Genomic DNA, 23,633 nt, shown 5'->3' on the forward strand with positions numbered 1-23,633 from the left:
TCAAACACGCCGTCAAAGCTACTCTCTGAAATCAACAATGTGCTACACAAGAGCGAAACCCGAGAATCGAACCGCGACTCGCTACGTCCGGAACGACTCGCCGCAGCCGCACTCCGAGACGACGTTCGGGTTCTCCACCTCGAAGCCGGCGGCCTGGAGCCCGTGTTCGTAGTCGAGCGTGCTCCCGCCGATGTAGTTCCTGCTCGCGGGATCGACGAACACCCGGAGCCCGTGGTGCTCCACGACGAGATCGTCGTCCTCCGGCTCGGTGTCGAAGCGCATCCCGTACGACAGCCCCGCACAGCCGCCCTGCTGGACGAACAGCCGCAGTCCGGCGACGTCGGTGTCGAGCCCCTCGCCTTCCAGCAGCGAGAGCGCCTCCTCGGCGGCGTCCGGAGTCACCTCGATCGCCGGGTCGTTCCCCTCGGTCCCGGTGTCGGCCGGTTCGGTACTCATGCGAACCCGTTCGGTGCCGACACTCAAAACCCTGCCGACCGGGTCGATCCGATCGGGCGGGTCGGCCCCTCACTCGAACCGCTTCCGCACGCTCTCGGCGTGCGCCTCCAGCCCCTCGGCCTCCGCGAGCGACGTGATCGTCTCCGAGAGGTCGTCGAGGGCGTCGCGGTCGAGCCGCTGGACCGTCGACGACCGGAGGAACGTGTCGACGGAGAGCCCGCCGTACCGCTTCGCGCCGCCGTTCGTCGGCAGCACGTGGTTCGTTCCGGCCGCGTAGTCACCGGCGGCTACCGGGGAGTACGGACCGAGGAACACCGATCCGGCGTTCGTGATCCGGTCGAGGAGGGCCTCGTCGTCGTCGGCGGCGATCGAGAGGTGCTCGGCCGCGTACTCCTCGGCGAACAGCACCGCCTCGGGCATCGAACGCGCGTGGAGGACGCCGGAGGCGTCGCTGTCGAGGGCGGCCCGGATCGTCTCCTCGCGCTCGCGCTCGGCGGCCTGGTCGTCGACCGCCGCGGCGACCGCCGCGGCGAGGTCGGCGTCGGGGGTGACCGCGACCACGGATGCGTTCGGGTCGTGTTCGGCCTGCGCGACCAGATCCGCCGCGACGAGGTCCGGGTCGGCGGTCCCGTCCGCGAGGACGAGGACCTCGCTCGGGCCGGCGAGGAAGTCGATCTCCACGTCGCCCTGGACGATCGACTTGGCCGCGGTGACCCACTTGTTGCCCGGGCCGACCACCTTCTGGACCCGCGTCACCGTCTCCGTCCCGTACGCGAGCGCGGCGATGGCCTGCGCGCCGCCGACCTGATACACCGCGTCGGCGCCCGCCTCGTGGATCGCCGCGAGCGTGACGGGGTTGAGCTCCTCCGCGGGCGGGGTCGCGACCGCGACGTGGTCGACGCCGGCGACGACCGCGGGAATAACGCCCATCAGCGCGCTGGAGGGGTACGCGGCCGACCCGCCCGGCACGTACACCCCGACGCGGTCGATGGGGCGGAAGCGGCGACCCAGCTCTCGGCCGTCGAAGTCGTCGCGCCAGTCCTCGGGGCGCTGGCGCTCGTGGAACCCGCGGACGTTCGCGGCCGCCTCCCGAACGGCGTCGAGGACCGGGTCGTCCGCGTCGGCCAGTTCGTCGTGCGCCCGTTCCGCCGCGTCCGTCACGTCGACGTTGCCGACGGCGACCCCGTCGAACTCCTCCGCGAACTCGCGGACCGCGACGTCGCCCTCCTCGCGGACCCGCTCGACGATGCCTCGCACGTCCTCGCGGACCCCCTCGACGCCGGCGTCGCGCTCGAAGAAGGCGCGACGCTCGGCCGGCGAGAGGTCGGCAACCGTTCGTACGTCCATGCGCGCCCTCGGGCGCGGCGGGGCAAGGGCGTTCCGACTCGGTCGGAACGCCCCGAACCGGTCGGCGCGTTCACTCCAGCGGACTGATCCCGGTTACGTCGAGGAGCGCGAGGCCGACGAGCGCGGCGAGCAGGCCGGCCGCCGCGACCAAGACGGGGGCCGACACGGCGACCGCGACCCCGTAGGGCGCCACGAGCCGGGCGACTCCGCGGAGGAGAAACGAGAGGAACACGAGTCCGAAGGCGGCGAACGCGAGAGCGACGAACCGGGAGCGATCCACGCGGACCGCCTAGTCCGTCTGCGGGACGCCCGTGCCGTGGGGACCGTGGCCGTGGCGCTCGCGGCTGGGGTCGAAGTCGGTACACATGTCGTAAAACACCGCCTCCGGATCGCGGTTCCACTGCCACTTCCAGCGGGTACGAACGAGCAGCGACAGCTTCCGGGCGAGCGACAGCTCCGGCGTGGCCGAGACGGTGTCGTAGCCGCGGTTCCGGATGAGGCGGTGGTGGTCGACGTACAGCACCGCCGCGAGCAGCACCGCGAGCTGGCAGTCCTCGGGGAGGTACTTGATCCCCGCCACGCCCTCCTCGTAGAGGCGCTCGGTGCGGGCCATCTCCTCGCGGACCGCGGCCGCGACGCTCTCGTCGAACTCCAGATCGAGGATCTGCTGTTCGCTCACGCCGTGGCGCCGCAGCGTCTCCAGCGGGAGGTAGATCCGGTCGCGCTCGACGGCGTCCTCGCGGACGTCCCGGAGGAAGTTCGTCATCTGGAACGCCTCGCCGAGCTTCGTCGCGTGGGGGAGCGCCTCGGCCTCCGCCTCCGGGTCGAGATCCATGATCGCCGTCATCATCCGCCCGACGGCGGCCGCGGAGCCGTCCATGTACGCCTCCAGGTCGGCGTACGTCTCGTAGCGGTCGGTGTCGATATCGCTCTCCATGGCGTCCACGAACGAGTGGACGTCCTCGTCGGGGATGCCGCTGCGCTCGCACACCTCGGCGAACGCCTCCAACACCGGGTCGTCGGTCGGCTCCTCGCCGAGCGCGGCCGCCCGGAGCCGGTCGAGTTCGGCCCGCTGTTCGGCTGGCGATCCGGTGTCTTCGGCGTCGACGACCTCGTCCGCGATCCGGAAGAATCCGTACAGCACGTACGTCGGGTGGCGGATCCGCTTCGGCAGTAGCCGGGTGGCGACGTGGAACGTCTTCCCGGTGCGGCGCTGGATCCGCTTGCTCCGGGCAACCTGGTTTTGCTCTACCATGCTGACCTCGGTGGGTCGGCGTGGAGGGTCACATACGGGTCGCCCATCATGGAAGAAAAATCGGCCTCCAAGAACATAACAGTTCGCACGACTCAGTTTGGCTCTCGGTCGAGCGCGGAGATTCCGACGGCCGGTGGGGCGTGCGGAGCGGTCGTCCGATCAGTAGAACGTGTCGCTACAGTCGTACACGACGCCGTGCGCCGGGCAGACGTACTTACAGTGTCGACGGTACATCGGCGTCTCACAGGCCGGACAGGGGCGGCCGCCGTCGTCCGCGGCTCCGTCTCTCACGTCGGACCCCACGGGCTCGAAAGCCAAAGTCCTATCCTCCGCCACCCACGGTCCGTTCACCGCCACCCACAGCCCGTCCACCGCCACCCCAGCGGGAAACCTGACCAGTCAGTCGTTCCGGGCGGTTCGACGACCGCTCAGTCGTCGCTCGCCAGTCGGTCGAACACCGACCGGGCGACCGACTCCTCGCCGAACGGGAGCGTCAACACGCCGCCCCACTCGGACGAGGTGAGCCCGTCGACCGTCTCCCGGTCGAGTTCGACGCGCCTGACCTCGGTCCCGTCGAGCGTCATCGACACCACGAACGCCGCCGGGTCGTCGGTCGCGCCGGCGGCTTCGAGGCGGCTCCGGAACGATTCGACGCCCGCGTCGGAGAGCGCGACCTGGACGAGGTACTCGTCGCCCTCGACGAAGACGCCCTTGACGCGGCCGAGGTCGCTCGCGTCGAACAGCCGCGTGTCGGTGCCGTCGTCGCCGGTGATCCGGGCCACGAACGGCGCGTCGGGGTCGACGGCGGCCGCGGAGGGACCGGAGCCGCTCGCGCCGGCAGCGCCGTCGCCGGGCGCGGCCGTGCCGCCGCCCGCCGGTCCCGGACCGTCGCCGCCGACGCCCGCGATCGCGTCGCCGTCCGTCACCCGCGTCGCGCCCGCGAAGCCGACGGCGCCGACCGCACAGACCGCGCCGAGGCCGCCGAGTACGCCTCGTCGAGAGATGTCCATACCCGGCGATTCCGGCGAGCGACAAAAAGGGTTACACGCCGGTTGTCGCGCGTGATAATCGCAGTCGCGGGATTCGGGACCGCGGACGCGAGAACGACGACCGCGGCTACTCGGACGCGAAGGAGACCGCGTCGCGGGTCGTCGTCTCGCCGAACAGCCAGTCGGCGTGGTCGACGGCGTACTCGCGGTGGTCCTCGGTGATGTAGCCGAGCGCGTCCTCGACGACGACCGGGCGGTAGTCTCGGAGTCCGGCGCTGCCCGCGGTGTGGAGGACGCAGACGTTCGCGAGCGTGCCGCAGATCAGCAGGTCGTCGATCCCGTGCGCGTCGAGGTACCCCTCCAGTTCCGTCCGATAGAAGGCGTCGTAGGTGTGCTTCTCGACGACGTGGTCCGCGTCGCGGACGTCGAGGTCGGCCACGAGTTCGGCGTCCCACGACCCCTCGACGACGTGTTCGCCCCACCGGTCGAACTCGTCGTAGTAGTGGGCCCCGTCGAACTGGTCCGGCGGGTGGACGTCGCGGGTGTAGACCACGCTCGCGCCGGCCTCGCGGGCGCGGTCGACGAGCGCCGTCACGGGCCCGACCGCCGCCTCGCTCGGTTCGGCGTAGAGGCTCCCGTCGGGATGACAGAACCCGTTCTGCATGTCGACGACGACCACCGCGGTTGCTGTCGGATCGAACGCCATATCGGCGGTTGGAGCGCCCGCCTCAAAAACCGTCGTCCCGGTCCGCGTCCGCGGCGGCGACCCGTCCCGAAAAATCCGCCGGCGACGGCGCCGAAGGAACCGACAGACTACTTACCGGGGCGCACGATGCGATCCGTATGCGACGGGTTCCCACCCCCTCGACCGCGGCCGCCGCCGTCGCCGCGGTCGCCGTCCTGTGCGTCGCGTTCACCGCCGGCGCCGCGGCCGCGCCGAACGTCGACATCGCTCCCTCCGCGTCGGCCGACACCGGGCCCGCGGCGCCGGGCGCCGTCCCCTCCGCGTCCGCCGAGGAGTGCGGTCCCGGAGACGGCACCGATCTGGTCGGGTGCTGGAACGGGACCCACTACGAGGAGTCGCTGAGCTTCGAGCAGACCGACGGACTCAACGAGACGCAGTTGGCGGCCCTGACGGACCTGACGATGGCGCGCGTCGAACACATCCGTCAGCGCCCCTTCCGCGAGGACGTACCGGTCGAGACGGTCTCCCGGAGCGAGTACGCCAACGACACCGCGAGCGGCGGGAACAGCTCCGAGGCGTTCCGGCGCTGGAACGACCAGGTGTGGGAGGCGCTGTTCGTCGTCGGCGACGAGACGAACGCCAACGACGAGATCGATTCGGTGTTCGGCGGCGCGGTCTCCGGCTTCTACTCGCCGTCCCGAGACCGGATCGTCATCGTCGTTCCGGACGGCGAGTCCGCCGCCATCGGCCCCTCGACGCTCGCGCACGAACTGCTCCACGCGATGCAAGACCAGTACCACGACCTGACCGCTCCGCGCTACGTCGGCGCGACCCAGGACGGCGACCTCGCGATCGACGGGATCATCGAGGGGGAGGCGGTCCACGTCGAGGAGCGGTACGCCGCCCGATGCGCGGACAACTGGACCTGCGTCGAGGCGCCCGCGGGCGGCGGCGGGGGCGGCGACGCTCCGGACTTCAACTTCGGCATCCTCCAGACCGTGCTCCAGCCGTACGGCGACGGCGCGCTCTACGTCCGCGACCTCGTCGAAGCGGGGGGATGGGCGGCCGTCAACGAGACGATGAACGCCCCGCCGGAGTCGACGGCGGAGGTCATCCATCGGAACCCCGACTACGAGGAGCGCAACGTCAGCTTCGAGGATACGGCGACCGGCGGGTGGGAGACCTACCCGGATCAGGGCGTCGACGGCGCGGAGACGGCCGGCGAGGCGTCGATGTTCGTGATGTTCTGGTACCAGAGCCTGGAGTACCGGTACGCCGTGTTAGAGCCCGACGCGACCGTCCGGCAGAACGTCCAGATCCACCTCGACGCGGAGGCGCAGCTCCGGACCCGACAGAACTACGACTACGCGCATCCCGTGACGGACGGGTGGGCCGGGGACGAGCTGTACCCCTACCGGAACGGGGACCGCGACGGCTACGTCTGGGCGACCGAGTGGCAGACCGAGGCGGACGCCGCCGCGTTCCGCGACGCCTACGTCCGGATGCTGACCGCGCACGGCGACCGCGAGTACGACGACGGGACGGTGTACACCATCGACGACGGCGACGGCGCCGACTTCCCCGGCGCGTACGGCGTCGAGCGCGACGGGACGAGCGTGACGATAACCCACGCGCCTTCGCCGGAGGGCGTCCTCGAGCTCCGTCCGAACGCCGACCTCGCGCTCCCCGACGCGAACGGGACGGACGAGAGCGGCGACGGAAGCGGTACCGGCGACGGCGGAAGCGGTACCGGTGACGGCGGAAACGGCACCAACGGTTCCGACGGCGCGAACGGCAGCGAGGACGGAGACGGGGGCGACAGCACCGGTACCAGCGCTCCCGGGTTCGGGGTCGCGGCGGCGCTGGTCGCCCTCGCAGCCGCGCTGGGGCTGTTCGCGCGGCGAGCGGCGTAACCCGACGCTCGCTGCGGCGCGGTCGCCGCGGGGGCGAGGCGGGCCCGCCGCGACACGGGTGGCTTTTCGTCCCGGCGGTCGAACCGCCGGGTATGAGCGAGTTCGACATCGTCGACGCGGCCGCGGTCCGGGAGGGGCGCGCGACCGACGCGTACTTCGAGCGGACCGAGGCGGCGCTGGAGGCGGCGGGCCGGAACCCACGCGTGGTCGCAGAAGTGACCGCGGACCAGTTCCCGGACGGGGAGTTCGAGCTGTTCGCCGGTCTCGGCAACGCCGTCGAACTGCTCGCCGGCCGCGAGGTCGACGTTCACGCGATCCCGGAGGGTCGGCTGTTCGACGGCGGGCCGGTGATGCGGATCGAGGGGCCGTACCTCGCGTTCGCGCGGCTGGAGACATCGCTCCTGGGCTTCGTCTCGCACGCGTCCGGGATGGCGACGGCGGCGCTCGACTGCCGGGTCGCCGCGCCGGAGTCGTCGGTGCTCTCGTTCGGCGCTCGCCACGTCCACCCCGCGATGACCGCGGCGGTCGAGCGCTCCGCGCTGGTCGGCGGGTTCGACGGCTTCTCGCACGTCGCCGCCGGCGACCTGATCGGCCGGGAGGCGTCCGGGACGATGCCCCACGCGCTCGCCATCTGCTTCGGGCGCGGCGCACAGGAGGCCGCCTGGCGCGCCTACGACGAGGGCGTCCCCGCGGACGCGCCGCGGATCGCGCTGTGCGACACCTACTCAGACGAGGTCGACGAGGTGCTCCGGGCGGTCGAGACGCTCGGCGACGACCTCGACGGCGTCCGCCTCGACACGACCGGCTCGCGGAGGGGAAACTTCCGGCACATCGTCCGCGAGGTACAGTGGGAACTCGACGCGCGGGGCCACGAGGACGTCGACGTGTACGTCTCCGGCGGGCTCGGCCCCGACGACCTCCGCGACCTGCGCGACGCGGTCGACGGGTTCGGGGTGGGCGGGTACGTCTCCAACGCGGACCCGGTCGACTTCGCGCTCGACATCGTCGCCGTCGACGGCGAACCGGCGGCCAAGCGCGGGAAGCTCTCGGGCGCGAAAGACGCCTACCGCACCGCCGACGGGGCCCACGCCGTCGGGCTCGCGGACCGCTCGGGACCCGAGGGCGCCGAGTCGCTCATGGAGCCGGTGATCCGCGACGGCGAGGTCGTCGACGAGAACGCCTTCGACCTGTCGGCCGCGACGACGCGGGCGCTCGCGGACGCGGAGGCGGTGGGATACGGCGCGAACAGGTGAGGAGGGCGGAGAAGGAAAGCAACCCGTCCGGCGAGTCGGCGGTCTTACAGTTCTTCGACGGCGCCGCCGTCGGCGCGCTCTCGGAACACCTGCCCCTCGATGAGCGTCACCATCGTCTCCTCGTCCTGCCAAGCGGTGGGCGAGAGCTTCGCCTTGCGGCAGGCGCGCGAGAGGAACTCGGCGCCGGACCAGCCGTTCTCGACGGGGACCGTCGGGTAGAGCCAGCCGTGCGCGTTGCCGCTGTCGACGGCGACGCCGTGGGTGCCGATTTCGAGGTCCGCGAGCGGGTCGTTCGTGAGCACGGAGTTGGAGACGACGAACACCGAGACGGTGAGGTTATCGAGCTCTTTCGGCTCCACCTCGGAGCCGCAGGAGTCGTCGGACGCCGCCTTGATGGCGGCCTCGACGATGGCGTGCCCGAGCTGGTCGGAGGTCTCCCACGCACCGGCGCAGCCGCGGAGGCGACCGCGGCCCCGAGTGGATTCGAGTCGGACGAACGCCCCGGTGCGGGCGTAGAACGCCTCGCGCATACTGCCGGGTTGTTCGCGTTGTCCGTGTCGAACGAACGACTCGACCGCCTCCCGCGCGAGTTCGACCGCTCGTGCACCGTCGTCGTACGACAGCTGAACGGTCTGAGCCTCGGACATGAGAGTCCATTACGTTGCTGACGACTTGAACGCTTCCCTTGTGGCACCGTTCTCGCCTCGTTCGCGGCGTCTCGCCAGAAAGGCCGCCGACCGAACGGCTTATTCGCCGGCGGAAAGAAGCCGGAACCGGACAGAGGGAGCCCGACTCCCGTGCCTCCGGCATGAGGAAAGTCCCCCCACCGGCCGGACAGGCGACCGGGCACACGCCCGGAGTCGGAGACGGCTGGCTCTGGAACAGCAACGACACCCCCCGCCCCGACCCGTGATTCGTGCGAACCGACCCGCAAGGGAAGGGAGTTAACCCGAGGAGGGCCGACGGGCGGGAACGGATGGAACGGCGAATCCTCGCCGGTGCAAGTCCGCGCCACAAGGTAGTCCGGCCGCGGCGCGGACGCTCAGCCGAATGTCGGGACGAACCGAAGGGGGCTTACTCCCCTCAGTCCGCTCACACCGACCAGCGGCGCGACTGCCACGTGATTGTTTATAAATGAACTGCGGTGGCGCGTGCCTGCGAGCGGCCGCCACCGGCGGCCGCGAGACAGCACGCGCGAGGGACGCGGCGACCGGAGCGAAGCGGAGGGAGCCGCGAGGCTGGGGAGGTGTGAGGTGCTGTGCGGAGCGGGGCGGGACTCGAAGGGGCAGTCGCGAGGGCGGCGCAGGCGACGTAAGCACCGAACGAGGGAGCGAACGGAGTGAGCGACCGAGTGAGGCGCGCAGCGAGCGTGCGCCGCCCTCGCGACTGGGGCTTCGGCGGTGTTCGCGTCGATCAGTCGTTTATAAAGCGCACCATCGTACAGCCGAGCGGCTGGGGCTTCGGCGGTGTTCGCGTCGATCGGTTGTTTATAAACCGCACCATCGTACAGCCGAGTGGCTGGGGCTTCGGCGGTGGTCGTCACGGATCTACTCACAACCATTTATGAGCGAGCGGCTGGGGCTTCGGCGGTGGTCGTCACGGATCTGCCCGCAACGATTTATAAACAAGCGGCTGGGACTTCGGCGATGTTCGTCACCTGTCCGCGCTCAACGGCTTATAAATGACCGACTAGAAACTCCGAGACAAATCCGTCTTAGGCCGTCTCCATCTCCTTTTCCAGCTCGCGGAGCTTCTCGATCCGGTTCTCCGTCGACGGGTGCGTCGAGGCGATCTTGCCGACGAAGCCGGCCTTGATCGGGATGATGAAGAACGCGTTCATCTCCGCCTCCTCGCGGAGGTCCTCCTCGGGCACCTTGTCCATCCGGCCGTCGATCGTCATCAGCGCCGAGGCGAGCGCGCCGGGCTTGCCCGTGATCAGCGCCGCGCCGCGGTCGGCGGAGTACTCGCGGTACCGCGAGAGCGCCCGGATGAGCAGGAACGAGATCACCCACACCAGAAGCGACGCGACGATCGCCACGATGACGGGCGCGCCCTGCCGGTTGTCGCCGCTGAACAGCCAGCCCCACCGGACGATGAAGAAGGCGATCGTCGAGAGGAACGAGGCGATGGTCATCACCATCACGTCGCGGTTCTTGACGTGCGCGAGCTCGTGGGCGAGCACGCCGTCGAGCTCGTCCTCGTCGAGCGCCCGGAGCAGCCCGGTCGTCACCGCGACCGTCGCGTTCTTCTTGTTCCGGCCGGTCGCGAACGCGTTCGGCACCTGCGTGTCCGCGACCGCGACCGTCGGCTTCGGGAGGTCGGCCTGCTGGCTCAGGCGCTCGATCCGGCGGTGGAGGTCCGGGTACTCGTCCGCGCTCACCTCGCGGGCGCCCATGCTCCGCAGCGCCAGCTTGTCGCTGAAGAAGTACTGCGCCAGCGAGAACGCGCCGAACATCGCGAGCGTGAAGATGATCCCGACGTTGAACACTTGGATTAGGACGCCGATGAACACGACGTAGAGGGCGAAGAGGAGGAACATCGTGAACCCCATGCGTCCGCGGAGTCCCCAGTCTGTCTTCCAGTCCATACCCGAGAGTTACCGCTCGGCGCGTTAAAGCCTGCCGGAGCCCCGGACGGTGCGCGCCCGAATCCCCCGGACCGCGGCCGGTGCGCTCGCCGCCGCAACGGTGCGTTTTTGCCCGGGGACGGCGACCCCGACGCATGGAGACAGTCCTCGTCACCGGCGGCCGCGGCGCCTCCGGGCGCTGGGTCGTCGACCGCCTCGCGGGCGACCACGAGGTCGTCGTCGTCGACTACGATCACCCCGGACTCGACGTCGACCCCGCGCCGAACGTCTCGTTCCGCGCGGCCGACCTCGCCGAGCGCGACCAGGCGCTCGACGTCGTCGCCGCCGTCGACCCCGATGCCGTCGTCCACTGGGCGGCGATTCCCGTCGCCGGCACCCATCCCGAGGGACGGGTGTTCGAGACGAACGCGCTCGCCGCGAAACACGTCCTCGACGCCGCCGGCCGGGCCGACGCCCCGGTCGTCCAGGCCTCCAGCGACGGCGCCTACGGCTTCTTCTTCGCCGATCCGACCCCGTTCCCGGACGAGTTACCGATCACCGAGGCCCATCCGCTCCGACCCGAGGACCCGTACGGGCTCTCGAAGGTGACCGCGGAGGCGGCCGCGGGCGCCGTGGCGCGCCGCCGCGACGTGCCGGCCGTCTCGATCCGCCCGTCGTGGATCCAGTACCCCGGCGCGTACGCCTGTCGCGCGGACGAGTACGTCTCCGATCTCGACGCCGGCGCCGGTAACTTCTGGTCGTACGTCGACGTGCGCGACGTCGCGGACCTCGTCGCGGTCGCGCTCTCGGACCTCCTCGGCGACGACCCGTCCGTCGAGCCGGGGGCCCACGAGGCGGTCAACTGCGTCGCGGCCGACAACGCGCTCGGTCGGCCGCTGCTCGACCTCCTGCGGGAGTCCTACGACGAGATCCCGGACGACTGCGCGATCGACGAGGGCCGACTCGCCGGGGGCGACGACCGCGGCGCCTACGCGATCGAGAAGGCGGAGCGGCTGTTCGGGTGGACGCCGTCGCGCTCGTGGCGCGACGCGGCCGACGAGTCGGTCGCCGAGCCGGCGCTGTTCGAGGAGTGACGCGGGGCCGGAGAGGAGAGACGCCCCGTCAGATCGACAGGATCGCGTTGACGAGCGTCCGCGTGGCGATGGCGGTGCCCGCGCCGAGCCACGTCAGGAGGACGAAGTGGATGTAGCCGTTCACGGGGTTGCCGCCGTCGATCCGGCGGATCATCTGCGAGGAGAGCGCCGCGTTGAATAACACGACCGTCAGGAGGAGGTACTCGATGAGCGGGATGTCGTAGGCGCCGGGATAGACGATCTGGCCGATGTCCATCTGGTCGAGCCCGAAATCGGCGGTCAGGTCCGCTAGGATGGCGACGATCTCGAGCCCGATGAAGAAGGCGAACGTCGCGGCCGCGGTGATCCCGTACAGGAGGCCGATGAACGTCATCGCCGCCTGCCGCCGCTGCTCGCGCAGCTGGTTGACGGCGTTCATGTTCTTCGAGATCAGCTCGCCGAGCATCTTCGGGTCCCCGCCCATCCGCCGGCCGACGAGGTACATCTCGGAGAACTTCTGGATGAGGTACGAGCGCGTGTCACGCGAGAACGCTCGCCACGCGCCCTCAGTGCTGATCCGCATGTTGAGTCGGCGGTAGAGCCGCTCTATCGACTCGGAGAGCTCGCCGAAGTTCTTGTCGCGCAGCGTCGTCAGCACGTCGGTGGTCGTCGACTGCTTCGCGCTCTCGGTCGCGCCCAGCGCGCGGACGAAGGAGGGGAACTCGCCGTCGCGGGCCGTGATCGCCTGCTCCTCGCTCCGGAGTATCACCCCGGTAATGATGAGCGGCGAGATGGGGACCGCGAGGTACAGCGGTAGCCGGACGTCGTCGAGGAAGAAGAGGAGGCCGGGGAGGCCGGGACCGTATCCGAACATCCCGGCGGCCGTGATCCCGATGAGCAGGAGCGAGAGCCCGCCGCCGGCGATCAGCGACCCCCACAGCTTCAGGTCGCCGGGGGACCGCTCGTCCGGGTGGTACCAGATCGGGTCGTACGGCGAGGTCGCGCGGATCATCGCGTAGAAGCCGAGCTGAACGAACACGAACAGCACGATGACGGCCGCCACCGTCGCAGTCGGGTTGTTGCCGGTGAGGATCGGGAGGACGACGGCGAACACCAGCGCGAACGTCATCGAGAGGATCATCGACATGTACAGGTCCTTCATCACCTCCAGGTTCGAGAGCGCGGACTCGTATCGGGTCTCGTACTGCGCCAGCATGACGTCCTGCTCGGAGACGAGGAACTCCTCTAACGACTGCCCCGCGCCCATCGTGTAGCCGAGCCGGTCGAAGAAGTCGGCCATCGCGTCGGAGGGAACCTCCTGTGCACGGCGGCGACACGCGTCGTCGAGGCTCTGGTTCCACGTGTCGACGAGGTGGACGACGCGGCCGATCTCCTCGGCGGCGACGCCGTACTCCTCCTCTTTCGCCAGGGTCCGGAACACCTCCATCCGGTCGATGTTCGTCGTCGACAACACCGTCATGTGCGTCATCACGAGATGTAGCTGGTTGTCGATCTTCGTCTCCAGCCCGGAGAGGTAGATCTTCGGGTAGATGACCGCCGCGAACAGCACGAGCCCGCCGAACATCGGGATCGGGACGCGAGCGGCGATCGGGAGAGGGAGCGCGATCAGCCCGACGACGCTCGCGAGGAAGACGAGGACGGCCGGCAGCAACACCAGCCCGACGTACTTCCGCTTGGAGATGTCGAGCTGGTCGTACGACTCCATCACCTCGGAGGTGAGTTTGAGCGCCGTCGCGAACCCGTCGCCCATCTCCTTTACGGCCATCAGTATCGTACCTCCATCGTCGCTACCTCGTGTTCCGGTGCATGTCGAAGGGAAGCCCCTCGACGCCGTCGCGCTGGAAGGCGTTGATCGCGTCGTTCACCTCGTGATAGCCCAAGATGCCCTCTTGGATCATCCGCTCGATGAGCTCCGCGCGGAACTCGAGGTCGTCGTAGATGTCGCGGGTGTCGGCGTAGCCCAACAGCGTCGCGATCTGCTCTTCGAGCACGTAGGAGTTGTTCATTCCCTGGAAGACGATCTCGTCTTCGACGGGGTCCCAGCTGAACACCTCGCGGGTGACGACCCCCTCCATCTCCTTCGAGTACCCCTCGATCTCCTGAACGCTCGTCACGCGGCGCAAGACCTGATCGCCCTGTTTCACCCGGTTCTGGAACAGCGCCACGTCGGCGTTGTCCATGAACGTCTCCGGGACGTTGATCGGCTCGGAGGTGAACCGCTGGATCATCGAGACGATGTCGGACGCGTGGAACGTCAGCATGACCGGGTGGCCGGTCTGAGCGGCCTGGAACGCCATCCGCCCCTCGGCGCCGCGGACCTCGCCCACGATGATGTAGTCGGGGCGCGACCGCAGCGCGGCGGCGACCAGGTCGAACATGTCGACGTCGGAGGACCCCTCGCCGCCCCCCTCGCGAGTCAACAGCTGCTGCCAGGTGCTGTGCGGCGGGATGACCTCGGCGGTATCCTCCGCGGTGTAGATCTTCGAGTCGTCCGGGATGTACGAGAGGATGGCGTTCAGCGTCGTCGTCTTCCCGGACGCCGTCTCCCCGACGACGAACACGGTCTGTTCGTTCTCCAGACAGAGCCAGAGGTACGCCGCCAACTGCGGCGAGAGCGTCCCCCAGTTGGTGATCTGGTTGATCGACAGCGGCACCTCGTCCCCCTGTCGGATCGTGAGCGAGGAGCCCTTCAGCGACACGTCGTCGGAGTAGATGATGTTGATACGCGACCCGTCCGGCAGCGTGGAGTCGACGATGGGGTCGGAGTCGGAGAGCGGGTCGCCGATCCGCTCGCCCATGTTGCGAAGCCAGCTGTCGAACTCCTGGGGCGTGCCGAAGTCGACGGTCGTCTCCAACATCCCGTAGGTGCCGTGGTCGACGTGACACTCCTTGGGGCCGATGACGTGGATGTCCTCGTTGGCCGGGTCGCGCATCACCGGTTCGAGCGGGCCGAGCCCGACGATGTCGCGGTTGAGCCGGTAGCGGATGTTCTCGTAGGTCTCCTCGGTGATCGACAGCTTCCCGAAGTTGCGGATCTTCGAGAGCCCGCGGCGCCAGCCCGAGGCGGTGTCGTCGACGTGGGTCACCTCCTCTAACAGCTCCTCGATGAGGTCGTCGTACTCGGCCTCGTTGTCGGGGGCGGTGTGCTGGCCGCTGGCCGTGAGCAGTCGGTTCTTCACCTCGTTGAGGATCTCCGCCTGCGGGCCGGAGACCTCCGGCTCGATGGCGTAGTACTTCGTGTCCTGGCCGAGGTCGCCGTAGATGTGGCTGTAGATTGGGCCGCCGACCGGGTAGATGACGTTCGGGCGGTCGGACTCGTACTCGTCTTTCGGCTCCTCGATGAACTGCGGGAACTCCCCCGTGATCTGTTTGAACTCCCGGAGGTGCTCCCGGAGGTGAGGTCGCCGCATGGCGGCCTTCCGGAGCTCCTCGGACGGTTTGGCGGTTCCGTGTTCGGTCATGTCCCACGCTGAGTCGTCGCGGTCGTCTCGGCCCGGGCGGGCGGACCGGCTGTGCGTCTACGGGTCATGGTGTTAGGCGACGCTGCGGCTCTCGATGACGATGCCGGTTCCCGAGCGAACCGAGAACCCGATCGTGTCGCCGACCTGTTCGCCCATGCCCGCGAACCGCTTGACGTTGATCTGCCGGCGGATGTCGTTGCCGACCTCGATCATCTCCAGCTGGAGGAACACGTCCGCGATGGACCGAAACGGGCCGATCGCGTCGTCGTCGACCGCCGAGGGGTCGACGGTGAGCACCACCACCTTCCCCTGCGAGATGATCTCGCGGAAGAAGGAGATGATCTCCAGGGCGGCCTGTCGCTCCTCGTTCTTCCGCACCAAGGCCTCGAACGTGGGGTCGTTCCGGAAGATGGCGTCGAACGTGTCGAGGAAGACGACGTCGGAGTTCCACATCGCCTCGGCTTCCATCAGCCGCTTGAGCAGCTCCTTGCGCTCGCCGTCGCCGTCGGAGAACGCCCCGCCGGAGTCGAAGTCGGCGTGGAGAAAGAGGAGCTCCTCCTGTAAGAGCGGCTTTACCATGTCGTACTCCAGCGAGTGCATCTGGTCGATGAACCCGCGGACGGTGAGCTCCGTCGACATCATCGTCACCGACGCGCCCTCCTGGACGAGTCCGTAGGCGAACCGCTGGGAGATGGCGCTTTTCCCGGCCCCGTAGTCGCCCTCCATGAGGACGATGCTCCCGCGCGGGATGCCGCCGCCCAGTTCCTTGTTGAGCCGGTCGCGCTCGCCGAGGCCTAAAGAGAGGAGATTGTCGTGTGGCATCTCAGTTACCTCCCTCCACGCGGAACTGGAACAGCTCCTCGTCGCCGTTCACGGAGAGGAACACGCGGTGGTCGCCGTCGACGAGTCCGCCGTCCCGACCCTCGATCGCGCTCACGTCGATCGTGAGTCGGAGCACGTCGCCGCGGCTCCACGCGTTCGCGCCGTCGGCGGAGACCAGCGTCCCGGAGAGCGCGTCCGGTCGGACGTACGCGCCGTCGAAGACGACGTCGAGGTCGGAGCCGTCGGGCGCCAACCGATAGGTGCCGGTGTTCTTTATCAACAGCGTGACGTTCTGGTCGCCGCTCGCGTTGTACACCCCCGCGCTGGGGTCCGAGATGATCGTCACGTCGGTCCGGAGCTGTTCGGTCGCGTCGAGGCCGGCGTCCTCGACCGCCGCGCTCACCCGGTCGACGCCGGTCGTGATCGTGCCGACGACGCCCGCGGCGATCACCAGGCTCGCGATGAACAGGATGAGGTGAGAGACGGGGACGCTGGCCATCTACGCGCCCACCTCCGTCACGGTCGCGGCGTCGCGGACGCCGGACTCGACGACGAGGACGACGCGCGTGCCGTTCCCGATCGCCGTCGTCGTGTTCCCCTGTGCGACTCGCACCGTGAGCCTCTCGCCGCCGAGCCAGAGGTCGGTGTCGGCGTTGCCGTCGACGGTCGTGGAGGCGTTCGGCCCGCCCACGTCCACGTACTCGTTGCCGACGACCAGCGTCGCGTCGCCGGCGACGAGTCCGATCGACCCCTCGTTGGTGGCGTTGACGGTGAGGGTGTCGGTGCCGGCGTCGAAGGTCGCGTTCGTCACCGCGAAGTCGGTGTTCTGCCGCTCGAGCGCGCGCTCGTTGACCCCGTGTTGGGCGTCGGAGACGCGGTCGAACCCGTTGGCCGCCACGGGGTAGAACGTCGTGAACGCGAAGAACAGCCCCGCGACGATGATGGCCGTGGACGCGGAGACGCTAACGCCCATCTCCCCACCCTCCGTCGGCCGGATCGGCGCGGTCGGAACGGGGATTCGGATCGTTCATCGGTCGGGTCGAACCGTTCCGGTCACGCCGGTCGTCGCGGTGCCCGTCGCGTCGGTCGTCGCGGTGCCCGTCGCGACTGTCCGCGTCCGCCTCGCGGCCCGCGCCGTTCTCGCGTCGCTCGCCCTCGTCGGGCGCGTCTCGGCGGCCGGACGCGTCGCGGCCGTTTCGCTCGGCCGCCGAGCGGTCGTCCCGCGGAGCGCGGCCGTTTCGACCGTTCCGGCCGCCGCGTCCGTTGCGGCCGGAGTCGGTTCGCCCGCCGCGCCGGTCGCCGCGGCGACCGCCGACGGGCCCGCCGCCGACGAGCGACCCGCCGGCGAGGTCGTCCCAGCGGTCCAAGAGGACCGTGTGGCTGCTGGTGCCGTTGAGCTGGGTCACGTACCGGAGGCTGCGGGTGTGGTGTTCGCGGGCGAGCCGGTCGGTCCCCGGCCGGTCGACGAGGTTGCGGTCGATCGTGCCGAACCCGGAGAGGAAGTCCCGGAGCCGCGCCGCGGCGTCGGGGCCGATCCACTCGATCCGCTCGTAGTAGTTGATGGCGCGCACCGCGTCGGTGACGTCGCTCTCGGAGACGAGGAACTCCAGCCACTCCATCACGAGGAGGTCGCCGACGTAGTCGCCGGGGAGTTCGGTGAGGTACGGCTTGCCGCGACCGCCGCTCCCCGAGAGGTCGTCCTCGCCGACGTACTCGAAGCCGCCGGAGGCCTCGGCGGGGTCGCCGCCGGGCCGGCGGTCCGGTTCGGGGTCGGGGTCGGCACGGCCAGCCGCCGGCTCGGGGTCGGACGCGCCGCCCGCAGGCTCGGGATCCGCCGGTTCATCGAACTCGTCGAAGCCGTCGCCCTCGGCACCGCCACCGAGGCCGTCGCCGTCGAACCCGTCGCCGGGGTCGTCGAACGAGTCGTCCCCGTCCTCGAACGAGTCGGTTTCGTCGCCGGGGTCGTCGAACGAGTCGTTCCCGTCCTCGAACGGGTCGTCGTCCCCGTCGTCGCCCTCCTCGGCCCAGTCGGCCTCCCCGGAGTCGTACTCTTCTTTCAGTTCGCTGAAACTCTTTCCATCGTCGTTCATGTCGTCTCCGTCGGCCGCCGTTTCGGTCTCGGACGCGGCGTCGTCCGTGCTGTCGTCGTCCGGTTCCTCGAACTCCTCGTCGAGGTCGTCGAATTCGTCGCCGTCGTCGAGGTCGTCGAACTCGTCGTCGTCCGCTTCCTCGTCGAGGAGGTCGTCGTCGAAGAACCCGTCCGCGTCCGCGTTCGCGACGTCCTCGTCGAGGTCCTCCTCCTCGCCGCCGTCTTCGTCGTCGAAGATGCCGAACGAGCCCTCGCCGCCGCCGGCGACGTTGTCGAAGCCGCCGCCGTCGTCGACGAACGGGTTGATCCCGCGGGTGACCATCTCGTAGATGTCGAGCAGGTTGCGGACGTCCTCCTCGATGTCGTCGACGGCGTTCGAGATCTCCTCGTTCTCCGAGCGAACCGTCGAGACGGTCGAGGACAGCGACGCGACCTCGTTCTCGAGCTCGTCGAGCCGGTTCTCGAGCTCGTCGGTGGCGGCACCCCCGCCACCACCGCCCCCGCCGTCGTCGAACTCGTCGTCCCACTCGTCCATGCCGTCGAAGTCGTCGAAACCGTCGCCGCCGCCACCGCCGCCACCGCCCATGCCGCCGCCCATCCCTCCGCCGCCCATGTCGCCGCCGCCCATGTCGCCGCCGCCCATGTCGCCGCCGAAGGGATCGTCGTCGCCGTCCATACCTCCGGAACCGTCGTCGTCGGATCCGTCGTCGTCGAGGAACCTGTCGAGGACGCTCGCACCGACGAGCCCCAGCGTGGCGACTGCCCAGGCGGCGGTTGAGGCTCCCCACACCGGTAGTTCGAGGCCCATTACCGTGTACCACCCGCAGAACCCACTTCAATTCACCCCTCAAAATATCAGCCGTGAGAAAGCACGCTGAGACACGAGTATCGTCGATTGAGTGGGGTGAGAACGGATAAATCCGGAAGCGACCAGAGGCGAAACCAGTCCCGATCGACGGTCAGATCGCTCGTTCGAAGCCGTCCGCCGCCCGGACGACGAGCCGGCCGTCCGGACCGAATCGGACCGTCCGTCCGACGGCGTCGCCGACGTCGCTGGCGACGACAGGGACGCCCGCCGCGTCGAGCACCTCGCCCACCCGCTCGACGTTCCGCGGGCCGACCGCGTCCGTGAGATCGAGCATCTCGGCGCCGCCGGCGACCCGCGCCTCCAGGCGGCGGGGGTCGGCGCCGGCGTCGTCGAGCGCCGCGATCAGCGAGTCGACTCCGGTGTCGACGTACTTCGCGGGGCGCGCGGCGGCGGTCGGTTTCTCTTCGCCCGCAGGCAGCATGGCGTGGAGGAGCCCGCGGACGCCCGCTCGCTCGTCGACGAGCGCGACCGCGACGCAGGAGCCCAGCCCGCTGGTGGTCAGGACGGCGTCGTCGCTCGTGACCGCCAGTTCGCCCACGCCGACCTTGATCCGGCCGGGGTCGTCGGGGACCGCGCCGCCGGTGACCGCCGCGGGGTCCGCGTCAGCGACGGCGTCCCCGTCGCTCTCCGTTCGGTCCGCCGGCTCGTCCGGCCGATCGTCGGAGAGCGAGCGGGTCACGGGTCGGAGAGCCGATCGAGCGCCCGAGCCAGTTCGCGCTCGTCGGGGAGCGCGTACACGTCGCACCGCGCCTGGATCCCCTCCGTCTCGATCGCCGTGTCGATCACGAACCCGTAGTCCTGCCGCTCGCTCAGCTTCGCGACGAGCGGGCTGATCGTCGACGCGCCGATGTCGTGGACGAACTCCGGCGGCGAGTGAGTGATCGACGTGCCCAGCACGTTCGCCCACCCGTCGATGAACCCGCTCGTCATCACGTTGCCGAGCTCGCAGAGCGCGTTCTCGGCCATGTCGCCCAGCGGTTCGTCCGGGTCCATGGGGAGCATCGCGTCCGCGATCGCGGCCGCAGAAGACTCCTCGAAGAGGATCGCGAGGTAGCCGCTCGGCTCTCCCTGAAGCTCGAACACCGTGCCCGCGTGCGGTTCGGTCCCGACCTCCGCGGGCACGTCCGCGAGCGGGACGAACCGGAGCCGACTCACGTCGACGCTCGTCTCGAGCCCGGTCATCATCGCGATGTTGTCGGCGGCGTTCGACGACCCCCGCTTCGCCAGCGACGAGAACGTCGACAGCGACTCGTACGGCACCGCGGTGCTCGTCGTGCCGCCGTTCGCCTCGCCGCCGGCCGCCGCCGCGGGAGCCGTCTTCCCGACGATGAGATCGCGGAACGGCCCCGAGTCGGGCAGCATGTAGATGGAGAAGTCGAGGTCGGTCGTCGTCGCGTCCAGCCGGCTCTCGAAGAGGAACACGCCGTCGCCGGCGAGCGCGCCGTCCGGCAGCACCGCCGCGCCGTCGGCCTCGAAGTACCGCGGCGGCGACATGTCGATCGCCTTCCCGAGGAAGTTCGCCCAGCCGTCGAGGAAGCCGCCGAGCGCGATGTTGCCGACCTCCGTCACCGCGCTCCGCTCCATCGACTGCCCCCCGGGGAGCAGCGAGAGCAGGGCGTCGACGTTCACGGCGTCGAAGGCGAGCACCGCCTCGCCGTCCAACCCCCCGCGGAGCCCGACGCTCACGCCGATCGACTCCCGGCCCGCGAACGCTTCCGCGAGGTCCTCGCCGCTGGCGACGCTCGCGCCCGTCACCTCCACCGCGAGGTCGGTCCCGGTCAGGTCCGAGAGCGCCCCGGCGGCCTGTTTCGCCCCCCGCTCAGCGAGGCGGTTACAGGCGCCGAGCGCGCGGACGTCGACCCGCATTATACCGCCGAGCCGATGGCGTCGAGCACGTTCGGCTTCTGGAACGGCTTCGTGATGTACCCCTCCGCGCCCGCCTTGATCGCCGCCTTCATCTTCTCCTCCTGCCCGACGCTGGTACACATGATCACCGTCGCGTCGGGATGCTCCTCTAAGATCTCCGTCGTCGCCTCGATCCCGTCGCGGATCGGCATCACGATGTCCATCATCACGAGGTCCGGCCCGTGCTCCTCGTACATGTTCACCGCCTCCACGCCGTTCTCCGCCTCCCCGACGATCTCGAACTCGCCTTCGAGGATCTCCCGGAGGAGGTTCCGCATGAACTCCGAGTCGTCGGCGATGAGTACCCGCGTAGCCATTGTTGTCTGAAGCGGGGTTCAGCGATCACTTAATCGCTCCCCCGCGGTTCTCAGCGATGAGAACGGAGCTCCGAACGACGGGGAACGGCCCTACACTCGAAGCGGCGGTCACACCCAGTGGCCGAGGACGTGGATCGCGCCGACGAGGACGGTCCCGCCGAACGCCTCGCGCGTCCCGAACGGCAGCGGAAGCATGCCGACGGAGTCAGTCTCCTGCTCGGCGGGCGCGTCGCCGTCGCTCGTCGCGCCGGGGCCCCCGTCGCCGTCGGTTTCGGTGTCGTTCGAGTCGGCGCCGGAGTCCGACCCGTTCGGGGCGGTCGAGTTCGGTTCCGAGTCGCCGTCGTCGCCGCTCCCGTCGACGTCGGTGCCGTCGTCCGCGCCGCCGTCGCCGGTGTCGGTGCCGTTTTCGGTACTCCCGTCGCCCTCGTCGTCGATCGTCGTCGTCGCCGGGTCTTGTTCGACCACGAGCGTCCCGCCGTGAGAGTCGCCGTCGAGTCGAAGCGTGAACGGGTAGGTTCCCGGGTCGAGGTCGACCGTCACGGAGCCGAACGCGTACGTTCGGGACTTGCCCGGTTCGAGCCGGACTCCCCACGACCCCACCGCGCTGCCGTTGTCGACGGTGAGGGTGAGCTGCCCTTCTCCCGTGAGTCCGCCCGCGTTGCGGGCGGTGGCCCGGAGCGCGGAGAGGTTCCCGCCCTCGGTGACCGTGACGTTCTCGGGGGCGTCGTCGATCACCAGCTCGTCCGGGTTGTCGGCGTCGCCGACGACGACGACCGTCCGGCTGTCGCGGAGCGTGGACCCCTCGTACAGCTCGTAGTTCAGGCGCGTTCCGGGTGAAATCTCCTCGAGGTCGACGCCGATCGTGAAGTTCCCGTCCGCGATCTCCAGCGGGGACTCCGTGCGGAACGGAGCGTCGCCGGCGTCGTTCACGAACGTCGCGGTCATCTCCCGCCGCGGCAGCAGCGAGGTCGTCCCCGTGATGCGTCCGTTCGCCGCCTCGACGAGGATCTCCCCGTCGTCGGTGACGTGGTCGTATCGGAGGAACCGCTCGCGGACGGTGAACGTCGCCTCGGCGCGCACCGTGCTGTCGCCCGTCTCCCAGTAGGGGAACTGGGCGGCGTCACTCGGTCCGGACGCCGACCCGAACGCCGCCGGCGGCTCCGCGCCGTCCGCGAACGCGTACCGGTCGCCCTCCGTCCCCTCCAGCGCGAACTCGACGGCGAACTCGTCGCCCGGTTCGGGCTCCTCGGTGAAGTGGTCCCCGCCGCTCGTGTCGATGACGAGGTAGAAGCGGCCGGGCGCGTCGGGGGTCTCCAGCTCGGTCGCGGCCGCCGGGATGAGCGTAACGTCCTCCGGATCGGCGCGCGAGAGGTCGAGCCTCGCGGGCGGTTCGTTCATCCCCGGGTTCGTCTGTCGGACCCGGAGCGACACGCCCGATTCCCTCTTCAAGAGGTCGGTCAGCACCCGGTGGTCGACCGCCTCGCCGGCTTCGATCGGGCCCGCGCCGCGCTCCGCGGCGAAGTGCGACAGCGCGCCCCAGATGCCCGTCGACTCGAAGCCGAGGACGATCCTGTTCCCCTTTGTCACGACAGAACGGTCGAGCCCGTTCTCCCGGAGCGCGTCGAGCGACTCGGCGTCGACGTCCTCGCCGAGCGCGTCCCGGTCGGCGGTGGTGAACACCTCGACCTCCTCGCGGAACTTCGGCTTCTGTAACACGAGGTCCGCCTGGTCCGCGCTGGCGGTGGGCGTCACCACGCCGGAGTCCTCCACGACGAACGTCCCGTTGGTGATCGCGAGCCGATAGCGCTGCGGGACGAGGGGGCGAGCGAGCCCGCCCGCGCCGGTCGCGCTCGGAAGCGCGCTGAGGTTCTCGGCGACCGTGTCGCCGTTCTCGTCGACGAACGTCAGGTCACACGACGTGGCCTCCAGCCCGCAGCTCTCGACGTTGCTCGCGTCGGTGCCGAGCGTCCGCGTGTTGATGGTCAGATCGGTCCTGCCCGAGATCTTGACCACGTCGACGAAGCCGACCGGCTCCCCCGTGTCGGTGAGCTGGTTCCCGCCGATGAGCAGGTAGGTCGGCCCGTCCGAGTTCTCGGCGGTGAAGCTGACCTCGATCGGGTCGCCCGCGACGCCGGTGTACGTCGGCCGGGAGAACCCGCCGCTGACCTCGGCGCGGTCCGCCGGACCGACCGGACCGGCGGCCTCGACCGCGACGGGCGCCGTCGGTCCGGCGGCGACGGACGACGCCGACGAACCGGCCGTGAGGCCGGCCGCGACCGGGGTCGCGACGACGCCGCCGAGCGCGACGAGGACGACGAGGGCGATACTGCTCGCCTGGAACCCCGACAGATCGGTTCCGAGCGATCGGACTCGTCGGCTCTTCCCGGAGTCGACCGACCGGTCGCCGTGGGCGGCCGTCGGGTCCGTCGGGCGCGCGTCGGTCGCGTCGTCGTGGTCCATCGTCATGGGGGCGTGGTCAAGCGAGCGGGCCGGCGAGCGGCCCGAGTCGGTTAGCTACGCCTCCGCGGGTCACCGACTAAAGCGTACCCACCCGATTATCAAGGCGAGTAACGAGACGACGAGAAACGGCGGGAGAACGAGGAAATCGCCCGA

General features: G+C 69.8%; 22 protein-coding genes and 1 other RNA gene. 4 read left to right on the top strand and 19 right to left on the bottom strand.

The window, feature by feature from the left end; all coding sequences use genetic code 11:
- Positions 1 to 81: 81 nt before the first annotated feature.
- The 7 genes from EXE45_RS06980 to EXE45_RS07005 all read right to left on the bottom strand — a co-directional run bounded on the left by EXE45_RS06980 (position 82) and on the right by EXE45_RS07005 (position 4,753).
- On the bottom strand, positions 82 to 456 hold the full coding sequence (locus EXE45_RS06980; protein WP_092919823.1) for an iron-sulfur cluster assembly accessory protein: 375 nt from the start codon (positions 454 to 456) through the stop codon (positions 82 to 84).
- 69 nt (positions 457 to 525) lie between these two features.
- Complete coding sequence (gene hisD / locus EXE45_RS06985) at positions 526 to 1,803, bottom strand: histidinol dehydrogenase (RefSeq protein ID WP_137693910.1); 1,278 nt, start codon at positions 1,801 to 1,803, stop codon at positions 526 to 528.
- 70 nt (positions 1,804 to 1,873) lie between these two features.
- Positions 1,874 to 2,083, bottom strand: coding sequence for a hypothetical protein (locus EXE45_RS06990; protein WP_137693911.1), 210 nt, complete (start codon positions 2,081 to 2,083; stop codon positions 1,874 to 1,876).
- A 9-nt stretch (positions 2,084 to 2,092) separates the two neighbouring features.
- Positions 2,093 to 3,058: a phytoene/squalene synthase family protein gene (locus tag EXE45_RS06995; protein WP_137693912.1), complete on the bottom strand. Its 966-nt coding sequence runs from the start codon at positions 3,056 to 3,058 to the stop codon at positions 2,093 to 2,095.
- A 159-nt stretch (positions 3,059 to 3,217) separates the two neighbouring features.
- Positions 3,218 to 3,349 (bottom strand): HVO_2523 family zinc finger protein, encoded by a 132-nt coding sequence (locus EXE45_RS21675; RefSeq protein WP_255510258.1) that lies wholly within the window; start codon positions 3,347 to 3,349, stop codon positions 3,218 to 3,220.
- A 137-nt stretch (positions 3,350 to 3,486) separates the two neighbouring features.
- Positions 3,487 to 4,068, bottom strand: a complete 582-nt coding sequence (locus tag EXE45_RS07000) for a hypothetical protein (RefSeq protein ID WP_092919815.1) — start codon at positions 4,066 to 4,068, stop codon at positions 3,487 to 3,489.
- Positions 4,069 to 4,174: 106 nt separating this feature from the next.
- Positions 4,175 to 4,753: a cysteine hydrolase family protein gene (locus tag EXE45_RS07005; protein ID WP_092919813.1), complete on the bottom strand. Its 579-nt coding sequence runs from the start codon at positions 4,751 to 4,753 to the stop codon at positions 4,175 to 4,177.
- A 137-nt stretch (positions 4,754 to 4,890) separates the two neighbouring features.
- On the opposite strand from EXE45_RS07005, the gene EXE45_RS07010 reads away from it, so the two are divergent.
- Positions 4,891 to 6,645 (top strand): Hvo_1808 family surface protein, encoded by a 1,755-nt coding sequence (locus tag EXE45_RS07010; protein WP_137693913.1) that lies wholly within the window; start codon positions 4,891 to 4,893, stop codon positions 6,643 to 6,645.
- Positions 6,646 to 6,737: 92 nt separating this feature from the next.
- Complete coding sequence (locus EXE45_RS07015) at positions 6,738 to 7,898, top strand: nicotinate phosphoribosyltransferase (protein WP_092919809.1); 1,161 nt, start codon at positions 6,738 to 6,740, stop codon at positions 7,896 to 7,898.
- 44 nt (positions 7,899 to 7,942) lie between these two features.
- On the opposite strand, the gene EXE45_RS07020 is transcribed toward EXE45_RS07015, so the two are convergent.
- Positions 7,943 to 8,545 carry a TIGR00296 family protein gene (locus EXE45_RS07020; protein WP_092919807.1) on the bottom strand — a complete coding sequence of 201 codons (603 nt, stop codon included), beginning with the start codon at positions 8,543 to 8,545 and terminating at the stop codon, positions 7,943 to 7,945.
- Between the two features lie 129 nt (positions 8,546 to 8,674).
- On the opposite strand from EXE45_RS07020, the gene rnpB reads away from it, so the two are divergent.
- Positions 8,675 to 8,987, top strand: an RNA gene (gene rnpB, locus EXE45_RS07025) — RNase P RNA component.
- Between the two features lie 625 nt (positions 8,988 to 9,612).
- On the opposite strand, the gene htpX is transcribed toward rnpB, so the two are convergent.
- Positions 9,613 to 10,485: a zinc metalloprotease HtpX gene (gene htpX, locus EXE45_RS07035; RefSeq protein WP_092919803.1), complete on the bottom strand. Its 873-nt coding sequence runs from the start codon at positions 10,483 to 10,485 to the stop codon at positions 9,613 to 9,615.
- 134 nt (positions 10,486 to 10,619) lie between these two features.
- On the opposite strand from htpX, the gene EXE45_RS07040 reads away from it, so the two are divergent.
- Complete coding sequence (locus EXE45_RS07040; RefSeq protein WP_137693915.1) at positions 10,620 to 11,558, top strand: NAD(P)-dependent oxidoreductase; 939 nt, start codon at positions 10,620 to 10,622, stop codon at positions 11,556 to 11,558.
- A 28-nt stretch (positions 11,559 to 11,586) separates the two neighbouring features.
- Here the strand turns inward: EXE45_RS07040 and flaJ are convergent, their stop codons facing one another.
- The 10 genes from flaJ to EXE45_RS07090 form a co-directional block, all read right to left on the bottom strand.
- Positions 11,587 to 13,323, bottom strand: a complete 1,737-nt coding sequence (gene flaJ / locus EXE45_RS07045; protein WP_092919799.1) for an archaellar assembly protein FlaJ — start codon at positions 13,321 to 13,323, stop codon at positions 11,587 to 11,589.
- Between the two features lie 22 nt (positions 13,324 to 13,345).
- Entirely contained in the window at positions 13,346 to 15,019 is a 1,674-nt protein-coding gene (locus EXE45_RS07050; protein ID WP_092919797.1) for a type II/IV secretion system ATPase subunit, read from the bottom strand.
- A 72-nt stretch (positions 15,020 to 15,091) separates the two neighbouring features.
- Positions 15,092 to 15,841, bottom strand: a complete 750-nt coding sequence (locus EXE45_RS07055) for an ATPase domain-containing protein (RefSeq protein ID WP_092919795.1) — start codon at positions 15,839 to 15,841, stop codon at positions 15,092 to 15,094.
- 1 nt (position 15,842) lies between these two features.
- The gene (locus EXE45_RS07060) at positions 15,843 to 16,340 is read right to left on the bottom strand and encodes a flagellar protein G (protein WP_092919793.1); all 498 of its coding nucleotides are present in this window, start codon (positions 16,338 to 16,340) and stop codon (positions 15,843 to 15,845) included.
- Positions 16,341 to 16,814 (bottom strand): flagellin, encoded by a 474-nt coding sequence (locus EXE45_RS07065; protein ID WP_092919764.1) that lies wholly within the window; start codon positions 16,812 to 16,814, stop codon positions 16,341 to 16,343. It lies immediately after the preceding gene.
- On the bottom strand, positions 16,804 to 18,738 hold the full coding sequence (locus EXE45_RS07070; protein ID WP_137693916.1) for a FlaD/FlaE family flagellar protein: 1,935 nt from the start codon (positions 18,736 to 18,738) through the stop codon (positions 16,804 to 16,806). The genes EXE45_RS07065 and EXE45_RS07070 overlap by 11 nt, the downstream gene beginning before the upstream one ends.
- A 151-nt stretch (positions 18,739 to 18,889) precedes the next feature.
- On the bottom strand, positions 18,890 to 19,477 hold the full coding sequence (locus EXE45_RS07075; RefSeq protein WP_092919760.1) for a chemotaxis protein CheD: 588 nt from the start codon (positions 19,475 to 19,477) through the stop codon (positions 18,890 to 18,892).
- Positions 19,474 to 20,664: a chemotaxis protein CheC gene (locus EXE45_RS07080; RefSeq protein WP_092919758.1), complete on the bottom strand. Its 1,191-nt coding sequence runs from the start codon at positions 20,662 to 20,664 to the stop codon at positions 19,474 to 19,476. Before EXE45_RS07080 ends, EXE45_RS07075 begins: the two co-directional genes overlap by 4 nt.
- A complete protein-coding gene (cheY, locus tag EXE45_RS07085) occupies positions 20,664 to 21,020 on the bottom strand; it encodes a chemotaxis protein CheY (protein WP_092919756.1) in 357 nt (118 codons plus the stop codon). Before cheY ends, EXE45_RS07080 begins: the two co-directional genes overlap by 1 nt.
- A gap of 108 nt (positions 21,021 to 21,128) precedes the next feature.
- Positions 21,129 to 23,486, bottom strand: a complete 2,358-nt coding sequence (locus EXE45_RS07090; protein ID WP_137693917.1) for a BGTF surface domain-containing protein — start codon at positions 23,484 to 23,486, stop codon at positions 21,129 to 21,131.
- Positions 23,487 to 23,633 lie beyond the last annotated feature (147 nt).

Source organism: Halorubrum sp. SP9, from assembly GCF_005435015.1.
GTDB lineage: Archaea > Halobacteriota > Halobacteria > Halobacteriales > Haloferacaceae > Halorubrum > Halorubrum sodomense.